The sequence below is a fragment of the Antarcticibacterium flavum genome (assembly GCF_006159205.1).
GTDB lineage: Bacteria > Bacteroidota > Bacteroidia > Flavobacteriales > Flavobacteriaceae > Gillisia > Gillisia flava.
The window spans coordinates 2,997,635-3,016,305 of record NZ_CP040812.1; the positions used below are offsets into that span (position 1 = coordinate 2,997,635).

Below are 18,671 nucleotides of genomic sequence, written 5' to 3' on the forward strand. Positions count from 1 at the left end.
AAGCAGAAGTAATTCTGATAATGCCTCCTTTGCTATGCTCCAATTTTGGAGCATCGCATTTTTTTTCGAAGGATCAATTTCATTAAATAACATTTAAGGATGTTCAACAAATTCATAAAATATTTTCTTTACAACAGGCTTGTTACCATTCTATTGCTTATCTTCATGATTGGCTGGGGGCTTGTAACAGCTCCATTTAACTGGGACCTTGGTTTTCTTCCCAATGATCCAGTGCCGGTCGATGCTATCCCCGATATTGGTGAAAATCAGCAAATCGTTTTTGCTGATTGGCCCGGCCGGTCGCCTCAGGATATTGAGGACCAGATCACCTATCCTTTAACTTCTACTTTGCTCGGGATTTCTGGTGTCAAGTCCATTAGGAGTACCTCCATGTTTGGTTTTTCCATAATTTATATAATTTTTGAAGAAGACGTGGAATTTTACTGGTCCCGTACAAGGGTACTGGAAAAACTAAATTCTCTTCCACCTGATCTGGTTCCGCAAGGTGTACAACCGGCATTAGGGCCCGATGCCACAGGGTTAGGGCAGGTTTACTGGTATACCCTCGAAGGACGTGATCCTGAAGGTAATGTCACCGGTGGCTGGGATTTAAATGAACTTCGTACTATTCAGGATTACTATGTGAAGCTAGGTTTAAGCGGAACATCAGGGGTTTCCGAAGTAGCTTCGGTTGGGGGTTTTATTCAGGAATATCAAATAGATGTAAATCCCGATGCCTTAAAAGCTTACAATATTGGAATAGACCAGGTAATGATGGCGGTGCAGAAATCTAACCGCGATATTGGTGCAAAAACCCTTGAAATTAATAAGGTAGAATACCTGGTTCGCGGCCTTGGTTATATTAAATCTATAGAAGACATTGAGAATTCTGTGGTAAAAGCGGTAGATAACACCCCTGTTCTTATTAAAGATCTTGGGGTAGTTACTCTGGGACCTGCCGAACGCCGTGGAATTTTGGATAAGGGCGGTGCCGAAGTTGTTGGAGGGGTAGTTGTGGCCCGTTATGGCTCCAATCCTTTGCAGGTAATAGAAAACACTAAGGAAAAGATAAGGGAAATCTCACCAGGCCTTCCACAAAAAACTCTGGCGGATGGAACTGTAAGTAAACTTACCATAGTTCCTTTTTACGATAGAACCGGACTTATTAATGAAACCCTGGGAACCCTGGAAGCAGCGTTGTCTGATGAAATTCTCATTAGTATTATTGTAATAATTGTTTTGGTACTTAATCTTAGAGCTTCTCTTATTATTTCAAGCTTGCTACCCATTGGAGTATTAATAACTTTTATTGCCATGCGCTACTTTGGGGTAGATGCGAATGTAGTGGCGCTATCAGGAATTGCAATTGCTATTGGAGTAATGGTAGATGTTGGGATTGTATTTGTTGAAAACAATATTCGGCATTTGGAAATGAAGAAGAACGCCGGGGTAAAGGATGGGAAGTTACTTTCAGTTATTTACAAAGCAACAGTAGAAGTTGCTCCTGCGGTAACTACTGCTTTGGCGACCACTGTTGTAAGTTTTCTTCCTGTTTTCTTTATGGAAAATGCTGAAGGAAAATTATTCCGGCCGCTGGCTTTTACCAAAACTTTTGCCCTTGCAGCAGCATTTCTGGTAGGAATTATGGTCCTCCCCATGCTCTCTTATTTTGCATTTAATATTAAGTTGCAAAAAGCGAGGATGGTAAGGATATGGAACATTATCCTGATAGTAGCAGGATTGTTCTGCGCATTTTACTTTAGTTTCTGGTTGCCACTTGCTTTGGTAGTTATTGGGATTCTCCGACTTCTGGAAGACAGGAACCCTCAGTTCCTGGGGAAATATTCTACACAAATCACTCTTTTTATTATTCTGGCAGTTACCCTGTTTTTTCTAACTGAGGAATGGGTTCCGCTTGGACATCAAAACTCCTTGTTTTCGAACTATCTCTTTGTGATCATTTTACTGGCAGTGACGCTGCTGATGCTTATGGGAATCGTCAGGTTTTACAGGCCAATTTTAAACTGGTGCCTGGAGAACAAAGGAACATTCCTGTTGGTTCCGGTAGTCACCATTCTCTTTGGTATTATTATTTGGCTTGGATTTCCGAAGATCTTTGGTCCGGTAGCTAATGGGTTTGAAAAAATTGGCTGGAATATTCGCGCCACATCGGGATGGAGTGCAATGGCACATACTTTTCCGGGAGTAGGCAAAGAATTTATGCCTTCTTTAAATGAAGGAAGTTTTTTGCTGATGCCTACCTCTATGCCACACGCTGGAATTGAGGCTTCGAAAGAAACGCTACAAAGATTGGATATTGCGATAACAGCTATTCCTGAAGTAGAAGTAGCGGTTGGAAAATTGGGAAGAATAGAAAGTGCGCTCGATCCGGCCCCTATTTCTATGTATGAGAATGTTATTAATTATAAATCGGAATACCTACTTTCAGAAGATGGAGATCCAATGGCTTTTAAAGTTGACAGGAACAATCGTTTTATTTTAAAATCTGGTGACACCCTCTCAAATGAGGATGCTATAAACCGGGGAGTCATAAAAAAAGATCTTATTCCAGATGAGGATGGAAAATACTATCGTAATTGGCGGGAACACATAAAAAGTCCTGATGATATCTGGAACGAGATCGTTAGCCACTCAGACCTTCCGGGGGTTACTTCAGCGCCAAAGTTGCAGCCAATTGAAACCCGCCTCGTAATGCTCCAGACGGGAATGCGCGCTCCAATGGGTATCAAAGTTTATGGGCCTGATTTACAAACTATCCAGGATTTTGGAATTGAACTGGAAGGGCTCTTAAAGCAGGTTCCTTCGGTTAAAGCTGAAGCAGTGTTTGCGGACAGGACAGTGGGAAAACCATATTTGGAAATAGATATTGACAGGAATGCTACTGCTCGTTATGGCCTGAGTATTGAAGATGTACAGCAAACCCTGGAAACCGCTGTGGGCGGAATGGAGATTACCAGGACAGTAGAAGGCAGGGAACGTTACCCGGTAAGAGTGCGTTATCCCCGGGAGCTTAGGGATGACCCGTCAGGTATAGAAAGGATCCTGGTGCCAACTCCGGGTGGAGCACAAATCCCTTTAGGGGAACTGGCAGAAATTACCTACACCCGCGGCCCACAAATGATAAAAAGTGAAGAAACCTTTTTAGTAGGGTATGTACTTTTTGATAAACGTGCCGATTATGCTGAAGTTAACGTGGTAAATGATGCCCAGGCATTTATTCAGGAAAAGATAGATTCAGGAGAATTGACAGTGCCTTCCGGAGTGAGCTATAAATTTTCAGGTAATTATGAAAACCAGGTAAGGGCAGTGAAACGTCTGGCTATTGTTATTCCAATAAGTTTAATTATCATATTCCTGCTTCTGTACTTTCAGTTTAAAACCGTAATTGCATCTACCATACATTTCTCGGGAGTGTTTGTGGCCTTTGCAGGTGGATTTATTATGATATGGCTTTATGGGCAGCCATGGTTTATGGACTTTGCGGTCTCAGGGATGAATATGAGGGACCTGTTCCAAATGGGCTCCATCAATTTAAGTGTGGCCGTATGGGTAGGTTTTATTGCCCTCTTTGGGATTGCTACAGATGATGGCGTTCTTATGGGAACTTATATTCACCAGGTTTTTGAAAAGCGGAACCCGCAAACAGTTCCTGCAGTGCGAAGTGCAGTAATGGAAGCCGGGTTAAAAAGAGTTCGCCCTGCTATGATGACCACGGCAGTTACTATTATTGCCTTATTTCCGGTATTAACATCCACCGGTAAAGGGGCCGATATTATGGTGCCTATGGCAATTCCTATTGTAGGCGGAATGGTCATCCAGATTATGACAATTTTCGTGGTACCCGTGCTGCAGGCATACTGGAGGGAATCTGTGGTGAAGAAATATCCTGATTCAGGGGTGCCGGATGAAATTAACGAATATTAAAAATGAAAGAAATAAAAAAATATAAAATAGTCATTTTGCTGACGCTTTTCCTCGGAATTTACAGTAATCAGGCCAAGGCACAAACCCTGGACGATTACTTGCAGATAGCTGTGGAAAACAATCCGAAGGTAAAAGCTGCTTATGCAGAATTTGAAGCCGCCTTGCAAAGATCGGCACAGGCCTCGGGTTTGCTTGATCCCACTTTAACAATGGGTGCTTTTGGTAATATGGAAACATTAATGGGTACTGAAACTGCAAATTTCCAGCTAATGCAAATGTTTCCCTGGTTCGGGACCCTGGGCAAAAAGGAAGATGCAGCCAATTTAATGGCCGAAGCTAAATTTCAGCAGTATTTAAATGCGAGAAATGAGGTGCTGTTTGAGGTAAAATCGGCTTATGCGGAGATATACGAAGTCGGTAAAACCATTGAATTCCAGGAAGAAAACCTGGGAATTCTCAATTCTTACCGAGAATTGACCCTTAGTGCTTTCCGCAGTGGAAATTCATCAATGGTCAACGTGGTAAGGATTGATATTGAACGCGACGGGGCATCTACCGAAATTGAGTTGCTTAAAGACCAATTACGGCCACTAAAAGCAGAGTTTAATTTGATGCTTAACCGGGCGCCTAATGAAGTTGTTGAAATTAAGGACACTTTGATCATTGCTGAAAATGAAGCATTGGTGGATGGGGAAATCTTTTTTGATGAACATCCCACAGTTCAGCTATATGAAAAACAACAGGAATCTTACCAAATCCAGGAAGAAGTGGCAAAAAAAGAAGGCTTGCCCATGCTCGGGGTGGGCTTGGAGTATACCATCCTGTCAAAAAGCCCTATGGCAATGTCCGGCATGAATGGCCGGGATATGCTAATGCCCATGGTTTCAGTGAGCTTGCCCATTTTCAGAAAAAAATATAAAGCTATGGAAAAAGAAGCCGAATTTATGGCCAGGGCGATGGAGCAGGAACAGCAAATGCAAAAAAATCAATTGCGATCTGAATATGAAATGACGCTTTTTGAGCTTAAAAGAGCCCAAAGATTGATCCAATTGTACGACAGGCAAATAGAAAGTTCCCGGCAGGCGAATAAACTTTTGGTTTCTGGATTCTCAAATAACACCGAGGATTTTGAGGAGGTGTTACGGATGAATCAGGATATTTTAATGCTGAAAACCCAACAACTGCAAGCGCTGAAAAATGGATTAACAGCACTGGCAAAAATGGAATATTTATTTTCAAAAACTGAGTAAAATGAATGCAAAAAGGAAAAATATAGTAAAAATAGCAGTGATCCTTTTAGTAGGGCTCCTGCTGGGGTGGCTCATCTTTGGGGGTGGCAACGCTACAAATGAAGTATCTCACGACCATACCGAAGATTCCGCAGAACAAATTTGGACCTGCTCCATGCACCCACAAATTCGGCAGAATGAACCCGGTGATTGTCCCATTTGTGGGATGGATCTTATTCCGCTTGCAACAACCGGAGCAGGTGGGGATATGGCAAGCTACCAAATGAGCGAAAATGCCATGAAATTGGCCAATGTACAAACAATGATTGTAGGAAAAGGGGATGCTACCCGTGAGGTGCGACTTAACGGTAAAGTACAGATAGATGAGAGAAATTCGTATTCTCAGTCTACCCATATCCCTGGAAGAATAGAACGACTTTCTATAAATTTTACGGGAGAAAGAGTACAGCGGGGGCAAACTTTGGCCACTGTTTATTCCCCGGAAATGGTTACTGCCCAGGAGGAGTTATTGCAGGCCGCCAGCATAAGGGAAAGTCAGCCGGAGTTATTTGAAGCAGCCAAACAAAAACTGAGAAACTGGCGTATTGGTGAAAGCCAGGTCAATCAAATTATAAGCAGCGGCAGGACACTTCAAAATTTTCCTATTACTGCTGATGTGAGTGGAATTGTGACCGAAAAGCTGGTAGATCTGGGGGATTATGTTGAACGCGGAATGCCAATATATGAAATTTCTGATCTGTCAAAAGTATGGGTGTTATTTGATCTTTATGAAGGGCAGATTGCAGTAGTAAATGAAGGAGATAAGGTAGAGTTTACCATAAATTCTTTTCCGGGTGAAACTTTTGAAGGCACCATTACCTTCGTAGATCCTTTACTTGATTCCCAATCCCGCGTGTCAACTGCCCGTGTAGAGGTAGAGAATAAAAATGGCAGGCTTAAACCGGGAATGTTTGCTTCGGGAATTGTGAAAAACAGTTTAGGAAAGGCAGATGTACAGGCACTGGTAATACCAAAATCTGCCGTATTATGGACCGGGAAACGATCTATTGTATATGTTAAAAATAATGTGGAAGGTGGAGGAGGTTTTCAACTTCGTGAAGTAACTTTAGGACCTTCCCTCGGTGACTCTTATGTGGTTCAGGAAGGATTAGAGCCTGGGGAGGAAATTGTCTCCAGCGGTGCCTTCACGGTAGATGCCGCAGTTCAATTATCTGGCAGGCCAAGTATGATGAATCCCGCTGCGGTAGAAGAAAAACAAAACAGCAATAATACACTTACAGTTTCAATTTCAAACGCTGCAAAGAAGGAATTAATGCAAGTTACATCGGCATATTTGGATTTAAAGGAAGCTTTAGTCAAAGATGATATGGCAAGAGCGAAAGAGAGGGCCAGGGCATTGGGAGATGTTGTTAAAAATGTCGATCCTTCCGTTTTAGACCAGGATGGTAAAATCGTCTGGGATAGTTACAAAGAAGAACTGGCTACAGCCGCAAAAAACATTTCTACCGGGAAAGATATTGCGGGAATGCGTAGGGGGTTTATTAGTCTATCTAAAACCATGATAGGATTGGTCAAAACATTTCAGTTAAATAGTGAAACTTTATATGTTTTGCATTGCCCAATGGCCAATGATGACCAGGGTGCAAATTGGTTAAGCAGGTCCCCGGAAATTGAAAACCCATTTTTTGGAGCCTCTATGTTGCGTTGTGGGGAAGTCACTCAAACCTTAGAATAGCTTTTAAAAAAATTAAAAAAACAATATTCTGGTATTAGTGCACGAAGAATAAAAATGGTTCTAATCTGGTAATAAAAAAGAAGCAGTGTGAAAACTGAAAGAGACTATAAATTAAAGTTCTGCAAGAATGGGCGGGAATTTTTAAATTACTCTCCGTCCCATTGGCAGGCACAAAAAAGTGACCGATGAAAGGTGATAGGAAGTTTAAGAGAGAACAAAAGAAGAAGAAAAAAGATGAAGAGGAAAAAATCACCAAAAAAGATAAATTTTGGGCTATTATCATGATTTCCGGTCTGTTTTTGGCGGCATTGTTTATAGCCGTATGGCTTGCATTGGCAACAGCTTAACCTGGTTTAATATACAGATTTTAGCCTGTTCGTAAAAAGACAATGGAAAAGGAATAAAATTGATTTAAGAAAATTTGAAACGATAAAAAGATTATGAAAAGGATTTATGCTTTAATAGGAATACTTGGAATCACCTGGGGTGTGTTTCCTCAACAGCAACAACAGCAACAATCTGTAGAAGGGAATGTTGATAATTTGCCGGTAAGGGAATATCACATCACCATAGATCAGGAGGAAGTAAACATAGGCGGAAAGAAGAAAATGGGGATGACCATTAATGGGAGTATTCCCGGTCCTACCCTGCGGTTTACCGAGGGAGAATATGCTGTAATCCACGTTACAAATGAAATGGATGTTGAAACCTCAGTTCACTGGCACGGCCTGCTGCTTCCCAATTTCTTTGATGGAGTTCCCTACCTAACAACTCCTCCAATAGAACCGGGAGAGACTTTTACTTATGAATTTGCTTTAAAACAGGCAGGAACCTATTGGTATCATTCTCACACCGCATTACAGGAACAGGATGGAGTGTACGGTTCATTTGTTATTGAAGATCCTGAAGAGGATCTTGAATATGATTCAGAACTTGTCCTGGTCCTGGCGGACTGGACATTTGAAAAACCAAAGGATGTTTTAAGAACTTTAAAGAGAGGTCTTGAGTGGTATGGGATCAAAAAAAATACTGTTGCTCCACTTAATCGGGTGATAGCACGCGGAGCATTAGGGGCTCAGCTTAATTTTTGGAAGCAACGCATGGAAGGAATGGATATCTCTGATGTGTATTATCCTGCTTTCATTACCAACGGCGCCACGACCCGGGAGTATCCCGATTTTGAACCGGGAGAAAGGGTAAGACTAAGAATTATTAATGCAGCGGCCTCAACACAATTTTGGCTGACATTTGGAGGGGAAGATGATCCAATGCTTGTAGCTGCAGACGGGCTTGATGTAGTGCCGGTACAAAAAAATAAGACCTTCATCGCCGTAGCTGAAACCTATGACTTTATTGTTACCATTCCCCAGAGCGGAAAATTTGAAGTGCGGGGAACTGCACAGGATGGAACCGGCCAAACCTCAACCTTCCTGGGTCGTGGTGAAGAAATCGCCGCCCCCGATGATATTCCAAAACCGGACCTTATTGGAATGATGAAAGAAATGGCAGCTATGGATATGCGAATGGGAGCCCCTGCAATGAAGTTTAACCCTGATAAAGAAACTCCTTATGAAACGGCAGAAAAATATGGGATGCAAATGGAGGGAATGGATCACGGTGCCATGGATAAGAAAATGATGGAACATGGGGAAAATGGGCACCAAATGCCCCAACAGGATACAATTCCCGCCGGGGAAATGGATCATTCGAAAATGAACCACCAGGAAATGGCAGGATCTAAAATGAATAAAAAAGAAGGTGATGGAATGCCCATGGAGGGAATGGATTCTCAGGAGGATATGAAGGATGAAGGTATGTTTGCCGAATTTAATTATGACTACCTCAAGGCTCCTGAGTCGACCGATTTCTCTGATGATAAGCCTGTTAAAGAAATCCTCCTGAATTTGACCGGAAATATGCAACGTTATATATGGAGTTTAAACGGTGTTCCCTTGTCTGAAGGTGATAAAATAAAAATAAAGCAGGGAGAGGTAACCCGTATAACGCTGAATAACCTTACCATGATGCACCACCCCATGCATTTACACGGGCACTTTTTCAGGGTTATAAACGAACACGGGGAATATTCCCCATTAAAACATACAGTGAATGTTGCACCTATGCAAAAGGTGGTGATAGAATTTGATGCCAATGAATATGCCGACTGGTTCTTTCATTGCCATATTTTGTACCATTTAGATTCCGGTATGGCGCGTATTTTTAGTTACGATACACCAAGGGATGAACGTCTAAAAGATCATCCCCTAAAGATCCTCACCAATGCGAGCAATCACTTTTTTACCTGGGGAATGGTAGATGTTGCTTCCCATATGACGGAGTTTAACCTTATTTCATCGAACATCCGGAATCAATTCACCTTAAGGGGAGAATATGGCTGGAACCAAAACCTGGAGGCAGAATTAACGTATGAACGCTATTTAAACGACTGGTTTAGGGTTTTTGGAGGGGTAAATGTAGAAAACGAAGGTGCCAATAGCATGGATGAGATTGTTACGACGGCCATAGCGGGGATTCGCTATTTTACACCCTATATGTTTAATCTGGATGTTCGCATGGATAACCAACTGCGGCCGCAAATAAGTCTTAGCAGGGAAATACTGCTCTTTCGCAGGATAGCTGTTTTTGCAGAATATGAATATCAGGCCGACTTTGGATGGGTAAACGAACTTCCGGAAGGGGAAAATTTCGAAAAGGAAGAAACTATAACCGTGGGTGCCGAATATTTTCTGTCAAAAAACTTTTCCATTATGGGCAGTTATGACAACCGTTTTGGAGCTGGTGGGGGCTTGAGTGTGAGGTTTTAATATCAATTAATAATATCTGTAATACAATCAATAATAATTAAATACAATTAAAAATGAGAAATCTAAGAGTAAATTTGGGAATTGCAATTTTGACGTTTGCAACATTAACGACAATATCCTGCAGGGATACCAATGAAGGAGGGGATATGGACCATTCTGAAATGAACCATGAAAATATGAACGAAGGTTCAGAAATGATGGACGGGGAAAACATGATGGAAGGTTCAGGCATGATGGAAGGTGAAAGTGAAAATTCACAGACAGGGCGTATTGTCAATGATTATTTGCAGTTAAAAGATGCGCTGGTAGCAGATAATGTTGAAGAGGCGGCAAAAGCCGGTGGAAGCCTGGTAGCAGCTTTTGATGGGTTTAATATGAGCGAATATAATGAGACTCAAAAACAAGAGTTGACCGAAATAATTGAAGATGCCAAAGAACATGCCGAGCATATTACGATGAGTGATATAGCGCATCAAAGGGAACATTTCGATATATTGAGCGTGGATCTTGCAGATATGTTGGAAATAACAGGAAGCCCTAAAACACTTTACCAACAGTTTTGCCCTATGTACAACGACAATAAAGGTGCAATATGGTTAAGTGCCAGTGAAGAAATAAGGAACCCTTACTATGGGCAAAAAATGCTAAAGTGTGGGGAGGTCCAGAAGGAAATTTAGTACATGAAATTTCTAAAGATCATCGGCATAATTTTACTGGTTGTCTTTTTGGGGATACAATTTATCCCCAAAAAGCTCAATCAAAGCGATTATGTACCTAAATCGGATTTTACAGAGGTTTATGAGGTGCCGCAAAACATAAGTAAGATCCTGAAAACCTCCTGTTATGACTGCCATAGCAATAATACCAATTATCCCTGGTACAATAAAATCCAGCCGGTTACCTGGTATTTGAACGATCATATTGAAGAAGGTAAAGAAGAATTAAATTTAAGTGAATTTGGGGAGTATTCTTCCCGACGCCAGCGCAGCAAAATACGCTCAATGAGCAGCCAGGTGAAAGATGGGGAAATGCCTCTTTCTTCCTATACATTATTGCATTGGGATGCAAAACTTTCAGAAAAAGAAAAAGAAGAATTCATAGCCTGGATGGACTCGTTGTCCGCGGATTTGAGATAAGAGTAAATCCCCCAACCCTGTGCCTGAAAACTGTTTGTTTAATTGGTTAGTTAAAATTTCAGGTGCAGGGTTTTTATAAAAGTTTTTGAAAGAAATAAACAAATAGTATTGGTAAAAAGAAAAACAGCTTTAAAACTTAGAAAAACCCACCGCTACCTGGGCCTTTTCATTGGTGTCCAATTTATAATGTGGACGGTAAGCGGCATGTATTTTAGCTGGACAGATATAGATGAGATCCACGGTGACCAATTCAGGAAACATCACGTGGAATCGGTATCCTTCAGTAATTTAAGGGCTCCTTCAGGATTGACGGGGGTTGTGAAATCCCTTCAGCTCAAAGACATAGCGGGGAAACCTTTTTATCTGGTAAACGGCGAAAAATTAATAGACGCTCTAAAGGGGGAAGAAAAAAAGGGTATAACTGAGGAAGAAGCTCTTGCAATCGCCGGAAAGTATATGCGGGAAGATCTTGTGATAGCTGGAATTGAAATGATTAAAGAAACGGGAGATCATCACGAGTATAGGGGCGGCCCGTTGCCGGCCTATGTGATTTCTTACGAAACCCCAGAGAATATAAGAGCCTATGTTTCGGCTTTGGACGGTACATTCCAAACTTTGAGGCACCGCAACTGGCGGTGGTTCGATTTCTTATGGATGACCCATACCATGGATTACGAAGGCAGGGATAATTTTAACAACCTTGTGCTACGTATTTTTTCGCTGTTAGGACTTATAACGGTGCTGAGTGGCTTTGTACTATGGTACATCTCCTCTCCATCAGTAAGAAAATTTCTAAAAAAATTTTAAAAATGGGAGTACTTATAATGAAAAACTTCTGTCGCAAAAATAAAGTACTATCTGTTATGCTAATTTCAGCTTTATTCCTGTCTTGTGACACTTCAGAAGAAAAAACGGAAGGTGAAAAAATCATAGAAAAAAGTATAGAGGCCTCTGGAGGAGAAAATTACGGGAATGCTGAAATTAAATTCACTTTTAGGAACAGGGAATACAAGAGCAAGCGCAATGGGGAAAAATTCCGCCTTGAACGCCTCGTTAAGGATTCCACCGGTAACACCACACATGATATCCTTAGCAATGAAGGTTTAAGCCGGTACAAAAACGGCGAAGTGGCCATAGTACCCGATTCCATGGTTACACGTATAAGCGACGGGGTAAACTCTGTTCACTATTTTGTACAATTGCCATATGTGCTCAACTCTCCGGCAGCTAATAAAGAATTGTTGGGGGAAGATGAGGTGGAAGGCGAAACGTATTACGAAGTTAAGGTTACATTTCGTGAGGAAGGCGGGGGAACAGATCATCATGATGAGTTTGTATACTGGATACACAAAGAGAATTACACCGTAGGTTACCTGGCTTATAGATTTTTCACAAATAATGGGGGAATAAGGTTTAGAAAAGCAGTAAATCCAAGAACGATAGGTAATATTCGGTTTGTGGATTATAAAAACTACAAAACCGATGATCTGTCCACACCGTTGCGTGACCTAGATTCCCTCTACGAAGCAGGGGACCTGAAGTTTTTCTCTAATATAGAAACCGAAAATATTAACGTAAGCATAAATAAAAACAATTAATTAAAACACAATTTACCATGAACACAACAAAGTACATTTTTTACACATTTTTTGCATCAATTTTTACTTTTGGTGTACAAGCCCAACATGAAAACCACCAATCGCAGGAAAAAAGTACCACCAACAAGGAAGTTTTAAGTCCGCACACCAGTGCAATGGCCGTCATTGATGGTGCACATATCCATATAGATTATTCCTCGCCCAGGGTTCGGGACAGGATAATCTTTGGAGGTTTGGTTGGCTTCAATACCATTTGGCAGGCCGGGGCCCACAAAGCCACCTGGATAGAGACAGATAAAGATTTGGTAATAGATAACAAAACACTTCCGGCGGGGAAATACGGTTTTTTTGTAATTCCGGGAAAAGAAAATTGGAAGGTCATGTTCAATTCCAGATGGGACCAGCATGGGAAAGATGAGTATGACGAAAGCGAAAACGTACTTAGCCTAAATGTTGCCCCGGAAGAATTGGATGAAATCCAGGAAGCATTATCTTATGAAGTAAAAGAAACCGGAGCTGACAAGGGTACAATTTCTTTGGCTTGGGAGAAAACAAAGATCCATGTTCCGTTTAAAGTAGCCAAAAGATAAAAAGTTTTGTAATATCAATAAAAACAGTAATAAGGACCTGCACCGTCAGGCATAAAACCAATAAAAATGAAAAAGTCTATTAAAGTTCTTACAGGAATGTTTTTGATTGGGATTTCACTTCTTTCCTGCAATTCAGCTACAGAAAAGGAAAAAGCAGTCGAAAAGGGAATTGCCGTCGGCGAAAACAACCAGATAAGCTATCAGGTTGGCGACCACTTGCCAAACGATTTGGTATGCATGGTAAACAATGCCTATATGGGCAAACCACAACTTCCTGTGCCCGTAGAAGGTAAAACCTATTATGGCTGTTGTGATATGTGTGTGGGAAAGTTAAATAACGATGAATCTGCGAGAATGGCACAAGATCCATTTACAGGGAAACCCGTGGATAAATCTACTTCATACATTGTATTAACCAGTAAGGAAGGAGCAGTTGCTTATTTTGAATCAGAGGAGTCTTATAAGGATTATAAAATAAAAAACAAATCCATACAATAATTGATAAGAAATAGACTATCCCTTTGATATAAAGATTAATTGAACGAGGATGGAATATTAAAATATGTTTGCGAATACTAAAGTGATTTTTAAGAATTGATTTGAATATTCTCGGTCAATAGTCTTGAACGTTAGCTGGAAATATAATTATTGAAATGAAAGATAATTTCTTATGTGTATAGGATTGAAAATGGTTTTGAATCGATTAGCAGTCCTGGAATAATTTTTCGGAAGCAGTGAAGCTTTAAAAAATATTCATCACCTATATTAATTAATTTAACAGTAGTTGGTTATCAATATGGAAGAAAAAGTACTCAACATAAAAAATGTAGTTTGTCAGCGGTGCAAAAGCAGCGTCAGGGAAATATTGGAAGGATTAAAAATCCCCTACCAGGAAGTGTCCCTGGGACAAGCGGTACTGGAAAGGCCTCTTAATTCAGGGGAATTGTCTGCCATTAAAGAAGAATTCCACCGGGTAGGCTTTGAGATACTTTTCGATAAAAATGAGCGGCTTGTGAACAAGATAAAATCAATTATTATAGCACGTATTTATAAAGAGGAAAACTTTGGCAGTGGAAAGTTGTCAAAAGTCTTAAGTGAAAATCTTTATTACGACTACAGTCATCTCACCCGGGTCTTCACAGCAATAGAAGGTAAGAACATACAGGAATTTCAGAATCAGGTTAAAATAGAACGCACAAAGGAATTGCTTGAAAATAATGAGCTCAACATTTCAGAAATTGCCAGGGAAACTGGGTACAGCAGTGCAACTTACCTTGCGACTCAATTTAAAAAGATGACAGGCGTAAGTCCTTCCGAGTATAGGTTTCAAGAACGTAGGAGAACAGTTGACCTGGATGAAATTTAAAAAATAGGTACCATGTGAGCAAGAAAAAATTTTTCTACTTAACTTAAAAAGTCACGGCATGAACCCTTTCCGGTATAAAATTTAAAATGTAAAAAGGCACAGTTATTTCAATATTTTTTCAGTATTAATTTTTGGTTTCCAGTAGTTGTACACTTGGTTTTATTATATTTGTGCCAACATTTTTTTTTTTGCAGAAAATAGTATTGCATAGCATCACATTATTCTTGTTGACCCTTTTTATTACTCTAAAAGTGGCAAACCTCCATTCGTTTGTCCGTTTTGTTCAGGACAATACAGAGATAGTGGATTGTGGGATATGCGAAGATTTCCAGAAGACCAATAATATAGAATTTATTGATCCTGCTGATAAAGACATTGATTTTCTTCCTTTTTCAATGATTCGGTCTCAAAAAGACATTGAGATTTATTTTTACCATCTTGAATTCGAATACTATGGCTTTTATTATAATAAGCCACCCCCTTCACTAGCTTAAATTTTTGTATCCGCAAAGAAAGTGTTCAGCTTTCCTTTTCACCTTTTTCATCTCCATCATCTAATTAATATCCTTTAACCTGGTCTCATTCATTATTATGCTAAAATTTATTGTTTCTGTAATTTTTTTTGCAGGATGCTTCTCAGCATATTCGCAAAATTGCGGTTTTGACCTTTCCGGCAGAGTGACGGATATTCACGATGGCTCTGTGTTGCCCAATGCCGTTATCCAGATAAAAAGTTTGCAAAAAGGAACCGTTTCAGACTTAGAAGGAAAATACAGGCTGGATGGTATATGTGAAGGCACTTACGAGGTCGAAATTTCACATCCGGAATGCAAAACAATTTCCCGTAACATTACAATCCAAGGAAATACCTCCCGCAATTTTAAACTGGAACATCACCTGGAAGAATTAAATGAGATACTAATATTAGGCGATGTCTTTGTCAATTCTTCGGTACCCGAAAAAACATTGCGCGCTGAAATTATTGAACAATACAGTAATGCTTCCCTGGGCGATGCCCTAAAAGAAATTAGCGGGGTCTCATCCCTTAATACCGGAAATACCGTGGTAAAACCGGTAATTCATGGTTTGCACAGTAGCAGGGTTGTAATAATAAATAATGGGGTTCGCATGGAAGATCAGCAATGGGGGTGGAACACGCACCCAATATTGATATTAACACGGCAGATAGGTTAACGGTCATAAAAGGGGCTGCGGCTTTGCAGTACGGCGGTGATGCCATTGGGGGCGTAATAATAGTGGAGCCTAAAAGGCCACCCATTAAAGATACTATTATGGGGAAGACTATAATGAATGCTGCCAGCAATGGCCGGAGCACAGGTTTGACCAGCAATTTATTGAAGTCCTATGAGACCGGACTATATTGGAAAGTGCAGGGAACTCTCAAATATATGGGCGATTTGCAGGCCCCCGATTATATCCTTTCCAATACCGGGGTGAGGGAAAAAGATTTCTCAGTGGGCATTGGTCTCAACAGAATAAATTATGGATTTGACGCCTTTTACAGCTATTTCAATACCGATATTGGTATATTAAGAGCTTCTCAACTTGGAAATATAACCGACCTGGTGAGGGTAATAAACAGTGGAGAACCAAATTATGTTGAGGAATTTACCTACGACATAAATGCGCCCAGGCAGGATGTGCAACATCAGTTGGCAAAGATCAATTTTTTTCGGAGATTCAGAAATGCGGGAGAATTAAAAATGCAGTATTCTTTTCAGTTCAATGAACGGAAGGAATTTGACATAAGGCGCGGTGCTGCTCGCGATCGGGCCTCGTTGGACCTGGCATTACAGACGCATAACCTGCAAACAAGCTTTAACTGGGACCAAATCGACAACTTTGAATCTACTTTTGGCATTAATCTTTCTTTCCAGAACAATTTTGCAGATCCCGCTACCGGGGTGCGTAGGTTAATCCCCGATTATAACCTGTTCTCAGCTGGGGCTTTTGCTCTGGGATCTTATTTCCTTAACAACGATTTTACCATTGACGCTGGTTTTCGATACGATTTCAACCAAATTGATGCCGAAAAGTTTTATTTGAAATCCCGTTGGCAAGAACGTAACTACGACGAAAATTATTCCAATTTGATCATTGAGGATTTTGGCTCGCAATGGCTCACTAACCCCGTCTTCAATTACCAAAACTTTTCGGCCAGCCTGGGAGGTAATTACCAATGGAAACAAAATTTTAGCATGGTTATGAATCTGAGTGCGGCTTCCAGGATGCCCAATCCTTCAGAACTTTTTAGTGACGGGTTGCACCATTCGGCAGCCACCATTGAACTGGGTGATTTGAGCCTGCAACAGGAAAAGGCCTATAAAGCTTCCCTTGGTTTTGAAGGCAGGTTTGACAACGTAGATTTTTCGGTAAATCCGTATATAAACCACATCAGGGATTTTATTTTTCTGGAACCATTGGGAATCGAGCAAACCATTCGAGGGGCTTTTCCCGTGCACCAATATAAACAAGTCGATGCACGCCTGTTTGGGATAGATATCAATATTGATTTTCAATTTTTAGAAATGTTTAATTATACCACCCGTTTTGCATATGTCAATGGACAGGATATTGAAAACAACCGGCCAATAATTGATATGCCCGCCCCAAATTGGTCAAATAAAATTCAATATTACAATCAAAGCTTAAAGGACTTAAAGATAGGTCTGGGCAATGACCTGGTTTTTAAACAAACCCGGTATCCGAATAATGATTTTACGGCAAATATTCCGGTGGATGGGGAATTGACCCCCACTTTGGTTGAAATCAGTCAACCACCCGAGGGATATAATTTGTGGTATTTTGATTCTGAAGTAAAACTACCCTTAAACAACCGGAGCAATCTTGGGATTAGGTTTTCAGTAAACAATATTTTAAATACCAAGTATCGCGATTACCTCAATCGTCAGCGTTTCTACGCCGATGATTTAGGCCGGAATTTTTTAATACAACTTAAATTCAATTATTAATTTCAAATATCTTTTACTATGAAAACGATTAAATTTTTATCCATGTTTGCTATTGCAGGAGCTTTATTAACTTCCTGTTCGAGCGACGATGACAACACTCCCGAGCCTGTAAACGAAGAGGAGGTAATTACAACATTAAGGGTGACGTTGGTTCCTGAAGAGGGAGGGGAAACCATTATTATGGAATACCGGGATTTGGATGGTGATGGACCTACAGCTCCTGTAATCACAGTATCGGGTAATCTGGCTGCAAATACTATTTATTTCGGTAGCACAGAAGTTTGGAACGAACTTGAGGAGCCGGCTGATAACATTACACTCGAAGTTGCTGAAGAAGCTGATGAACACCAGTTTTTTTACAACCCCGGTAGTGGTTTGGATGTTCGGATAATTTATACCGATGAGGATGACAATGGAAATCCTGTAGGAATTAATTTTACAATGACAACAATGGAAGCAAGTGAAGGTACTTTAACCGTCACCTTAATTCACCTGCCCAATAAAGATGCTGAAGGTGTAGCCGAGGGGGATGTTACCAATGCAGGTGGGGAGACCGATGCAGAAGTTACCTTTAATGTAACTGTGGAATAAACTCGTAGTAATTTAAAATCTATTTCAATCCTGCCGGTCTCTCAAAGCCGGCAGTTTTTTTATGTTCCCTTTTGCTACCTTCTACTGAAACCAGAAATGAAATATCTTAATATAATTAATGCAGTCCGTCAGTGGTGTAAAATAGCCTTAAGAAATACTGGAAGGACTGGAAATTTCCTATCAGGAAGTTTTTTTGGGGCAAGAATTTCAAGGGCTTGGCTTCGAAATTCTCTCTAATAAAAATGAGAGGCTTGTCACCTTACCAGATTTTTCACAGCAAGACCTTACAAGAATTTCAAAATCAAATCAAGATAGAACGCACAAAGGAGTTGCTTGATTATAATGAGCTCAACATTTCAGAAATTGCCAGAGAAATAGGCTATAGCAGTGCAACCTATCTTGCTACTCAATTTAAAAAAATGACGGGTATAAGTCCTTCTGATTATAATAATCAGAAAGAGAAACGTGAAATTGACCTAAATCAATTTTAAGTTAAAAAGGTGATTTTTAAATATTTAGATAAAGTATAAGCATTGTAATAATTTTTAGTTTGCACCGAAGGGGGAAACACGCTTAGTTTCTTAATTTTACACTCTTTACCAACCACCGATTGATTAAATAACATTATTACACAGCCAGCGA

The 18,671-nt window shown here is 40.4% G+C and carries 16 protein-coding genes; all 16 read left to right on the top strand.

All coding sequences use genetic code 11. The features are described 5' to 3' along the window. Positions 1–99: 99 nt before the first annotated feature. The 16 genes from FHG64_RS13000 (at position 100) to FHG64_RS13065 (ending at position 18,520) form a co-directional block, all read left to right on the top strand. A complete protein-coding gene (locus FHG64_RS13000; RefSeq protein WP_139066808.1) occupies positions 100–3,945 on the top strand; it encodes an efflux RND transporter permease subunit in 3,846 nt (1,281 codons plus the stop codon). A gap of 2 nt (positions 3,946–3,947) precedes the next feature. Beyond that, positions 3,948–5,195 (top strand): TolC family protein, encoded by a 1,248-nt coding sequence (locus FHG64_RS13005; RefSeq protein WP_139066809.1) that lies wholly within the window; start codon positions 3,948–3,950, stop codon positions 5,193–5,195. Position 5,196: 1 nt separating this feature from the next. After that, positions 5,197–6,930 carry an efflux RND transporter periplasmic adaptor subunit gene (locus FHG64_RS13010; protein ID WP_139066810.1) on the top strand — a complete coding sequence of 578 codons (1,734 nt, stop codon included), beginning with the start codon at positions 5,197–5,199 and terminating at the stop codon, positions 6,928–6,930. A 185-nt stretch (positions 6,931–7,115) separates the two neighbouring features. Next, positions 7,116–7,277, top strand: coding sequence for a hypothetical protein (locus FHG64_RS19215; RefSeq protein WP_168191360.1), 162 nt, complete (start codon positions 7,116–7,118; stop codon positions 7,275–7,277). Between the two features lie 93 nt (positions 7,278–7,370). Beyond that, positions 7,371–9,755 carry a multicopper oxidase domain-containing protein gene (locus FHG64_RS13015; RefSeq protein WP_139066811.1) on the top strand — a complete coding sequence of 795 codons (2,385 nt, stop codon included), beginning with the start codon at positions 7,371–7,373 and terminating at the stop codon, positions 9,753–9,755. Between the two features lie 53 nt (positions 9,756–9,808). Further along, the gene (locus FHG64_RS13020) at positions 9,809–10,432 is read left to right on the top strand and encodes a DUF3347 domain-containing protein (protein ID WP_139066812.1); all 624 of its coding nucleotides are present in this window, start codon (positions 9,809–9,811) and stop codon (positions 10,430–10,432) included. Between the two features lie 3 nt (positions 10,433–10,435). Then, positions 10,436–10,891, top strand: coding sequence for a heme-binding domain-containing protein (locus FHG64_RS13025; protein ID WP_139066813.1), 456 nt, complete (start codon positions 10,436–10,438; stop codon positions 10,889–10,891). Positions 10,892–10,999: 108 nt separating this feature from the next. Beyond that, on the top strand, positions 11,000–11,698 hold the full coding sequence (locus FHG64_RS13030; protein ID WP_139066814.1) for a PepSY domain-containing protein: 699 nt from the start codon (positions 11,000–11,002) through the stop codon (positions 11,696–11,698). 2 nt (positions 11,699–11,700) lie between these two features. Further along, on the top strand, positions 11,701–12,489 hold the full coding sequence (locus FHG64_RS13035; RefSeq protein WP_246054101.1) for a DUF6503 family protein: 789 nt from the start codon (positions 11,701–11,703) through the stop codon (positions 12,487–12,489). Between the two features lie 17 nt (positions 12,490–12,506). Further along, on the top strand, positions 12,507–13,079 hold the full coding sequence (locus tag FHG64_RS13040) for a DUF2911 domain-containing protein (RefSeq protein WP_139066815.1): 573 nt from the start codon (positions 12,507–12,509) through the stop codon (positions 13,077–13,079). 66 nt (positions 13,080–13,145) lie between these two features. Next, entirely contained in the window at positions 13,146–13,577 is a 432-nt protein-coding gene (locus FHG64_RS13045) for a hypothetical protein (protein WP_139066816.1), read from the top strand. 367 nt (positions 13,578–13,944) lie between these two features. Further along, positions 13,945–14,445 carry a helix-turn-helix domain-containing protein gene (locus FHG64_RS13050; RefSeq protein ID WP_246054103.1) on the top strand — a complete coding sequence of 167 codons (501 nt, stop codon included), beginning with the start codon at positions 13,945–13,947 and terminating at the stop codon, positions 14,443–14,445. Between the two features lie 591 nt (positions 14,446–15,036). Next, positions 15,037–15,639, top strand: a complete 603-nt coding sequence (locus FHG64_RS19620; protein WP_246054105.1) for a TonB-dependent receptor — start codon at positions 15,037–15,039, stop codon at positions 15,637–15,639. Continuing rightward, positions 15,588–17,438 (top strand): TonB-dependent receptor plug domain-containing protein, encoded by a 1,851-nt coding sequence (locus tag FHG64_RS13055; RefSeq protein WP_246054107.1) that lies wholly within the window; start codon positions 15,588–15,590, stop codon positions 17,436–17,438. Before FHG64_RS19620 ends, FHG64_RS13055 begins: the two co-directional genes overlap by 52 nt. An 18-nt stretch (positions 17,439–17,456) precedes the next feature. Continuing rightward, entirely contained in the window at positions 17,457–18,029 is a 573-nt protein-coding gene (locus tag FHG64_RS13060) for a type 1 periplasmic binding fold superfamily protein (protein WP_139066818.1), read from the top strand. Positions 18,030–18,271: 242 nt separating this feature from the next. Then, positions 18,272–18,520 carry a helix-turn-helix domain-containing protein gene (locus tag FHG64_RS13065; RefSeq protein WP_139066819.1) on the top strand — a complete coding sequence of 83 codons (249 nt, stop codon included), beginning with the start codon at positions 18,272–18,274 and terminating at the stop codon, positions 18,518–18,520. The last annotated feature ends 151 nt before the right edge of the window (positions 18,521–18,671 follow it).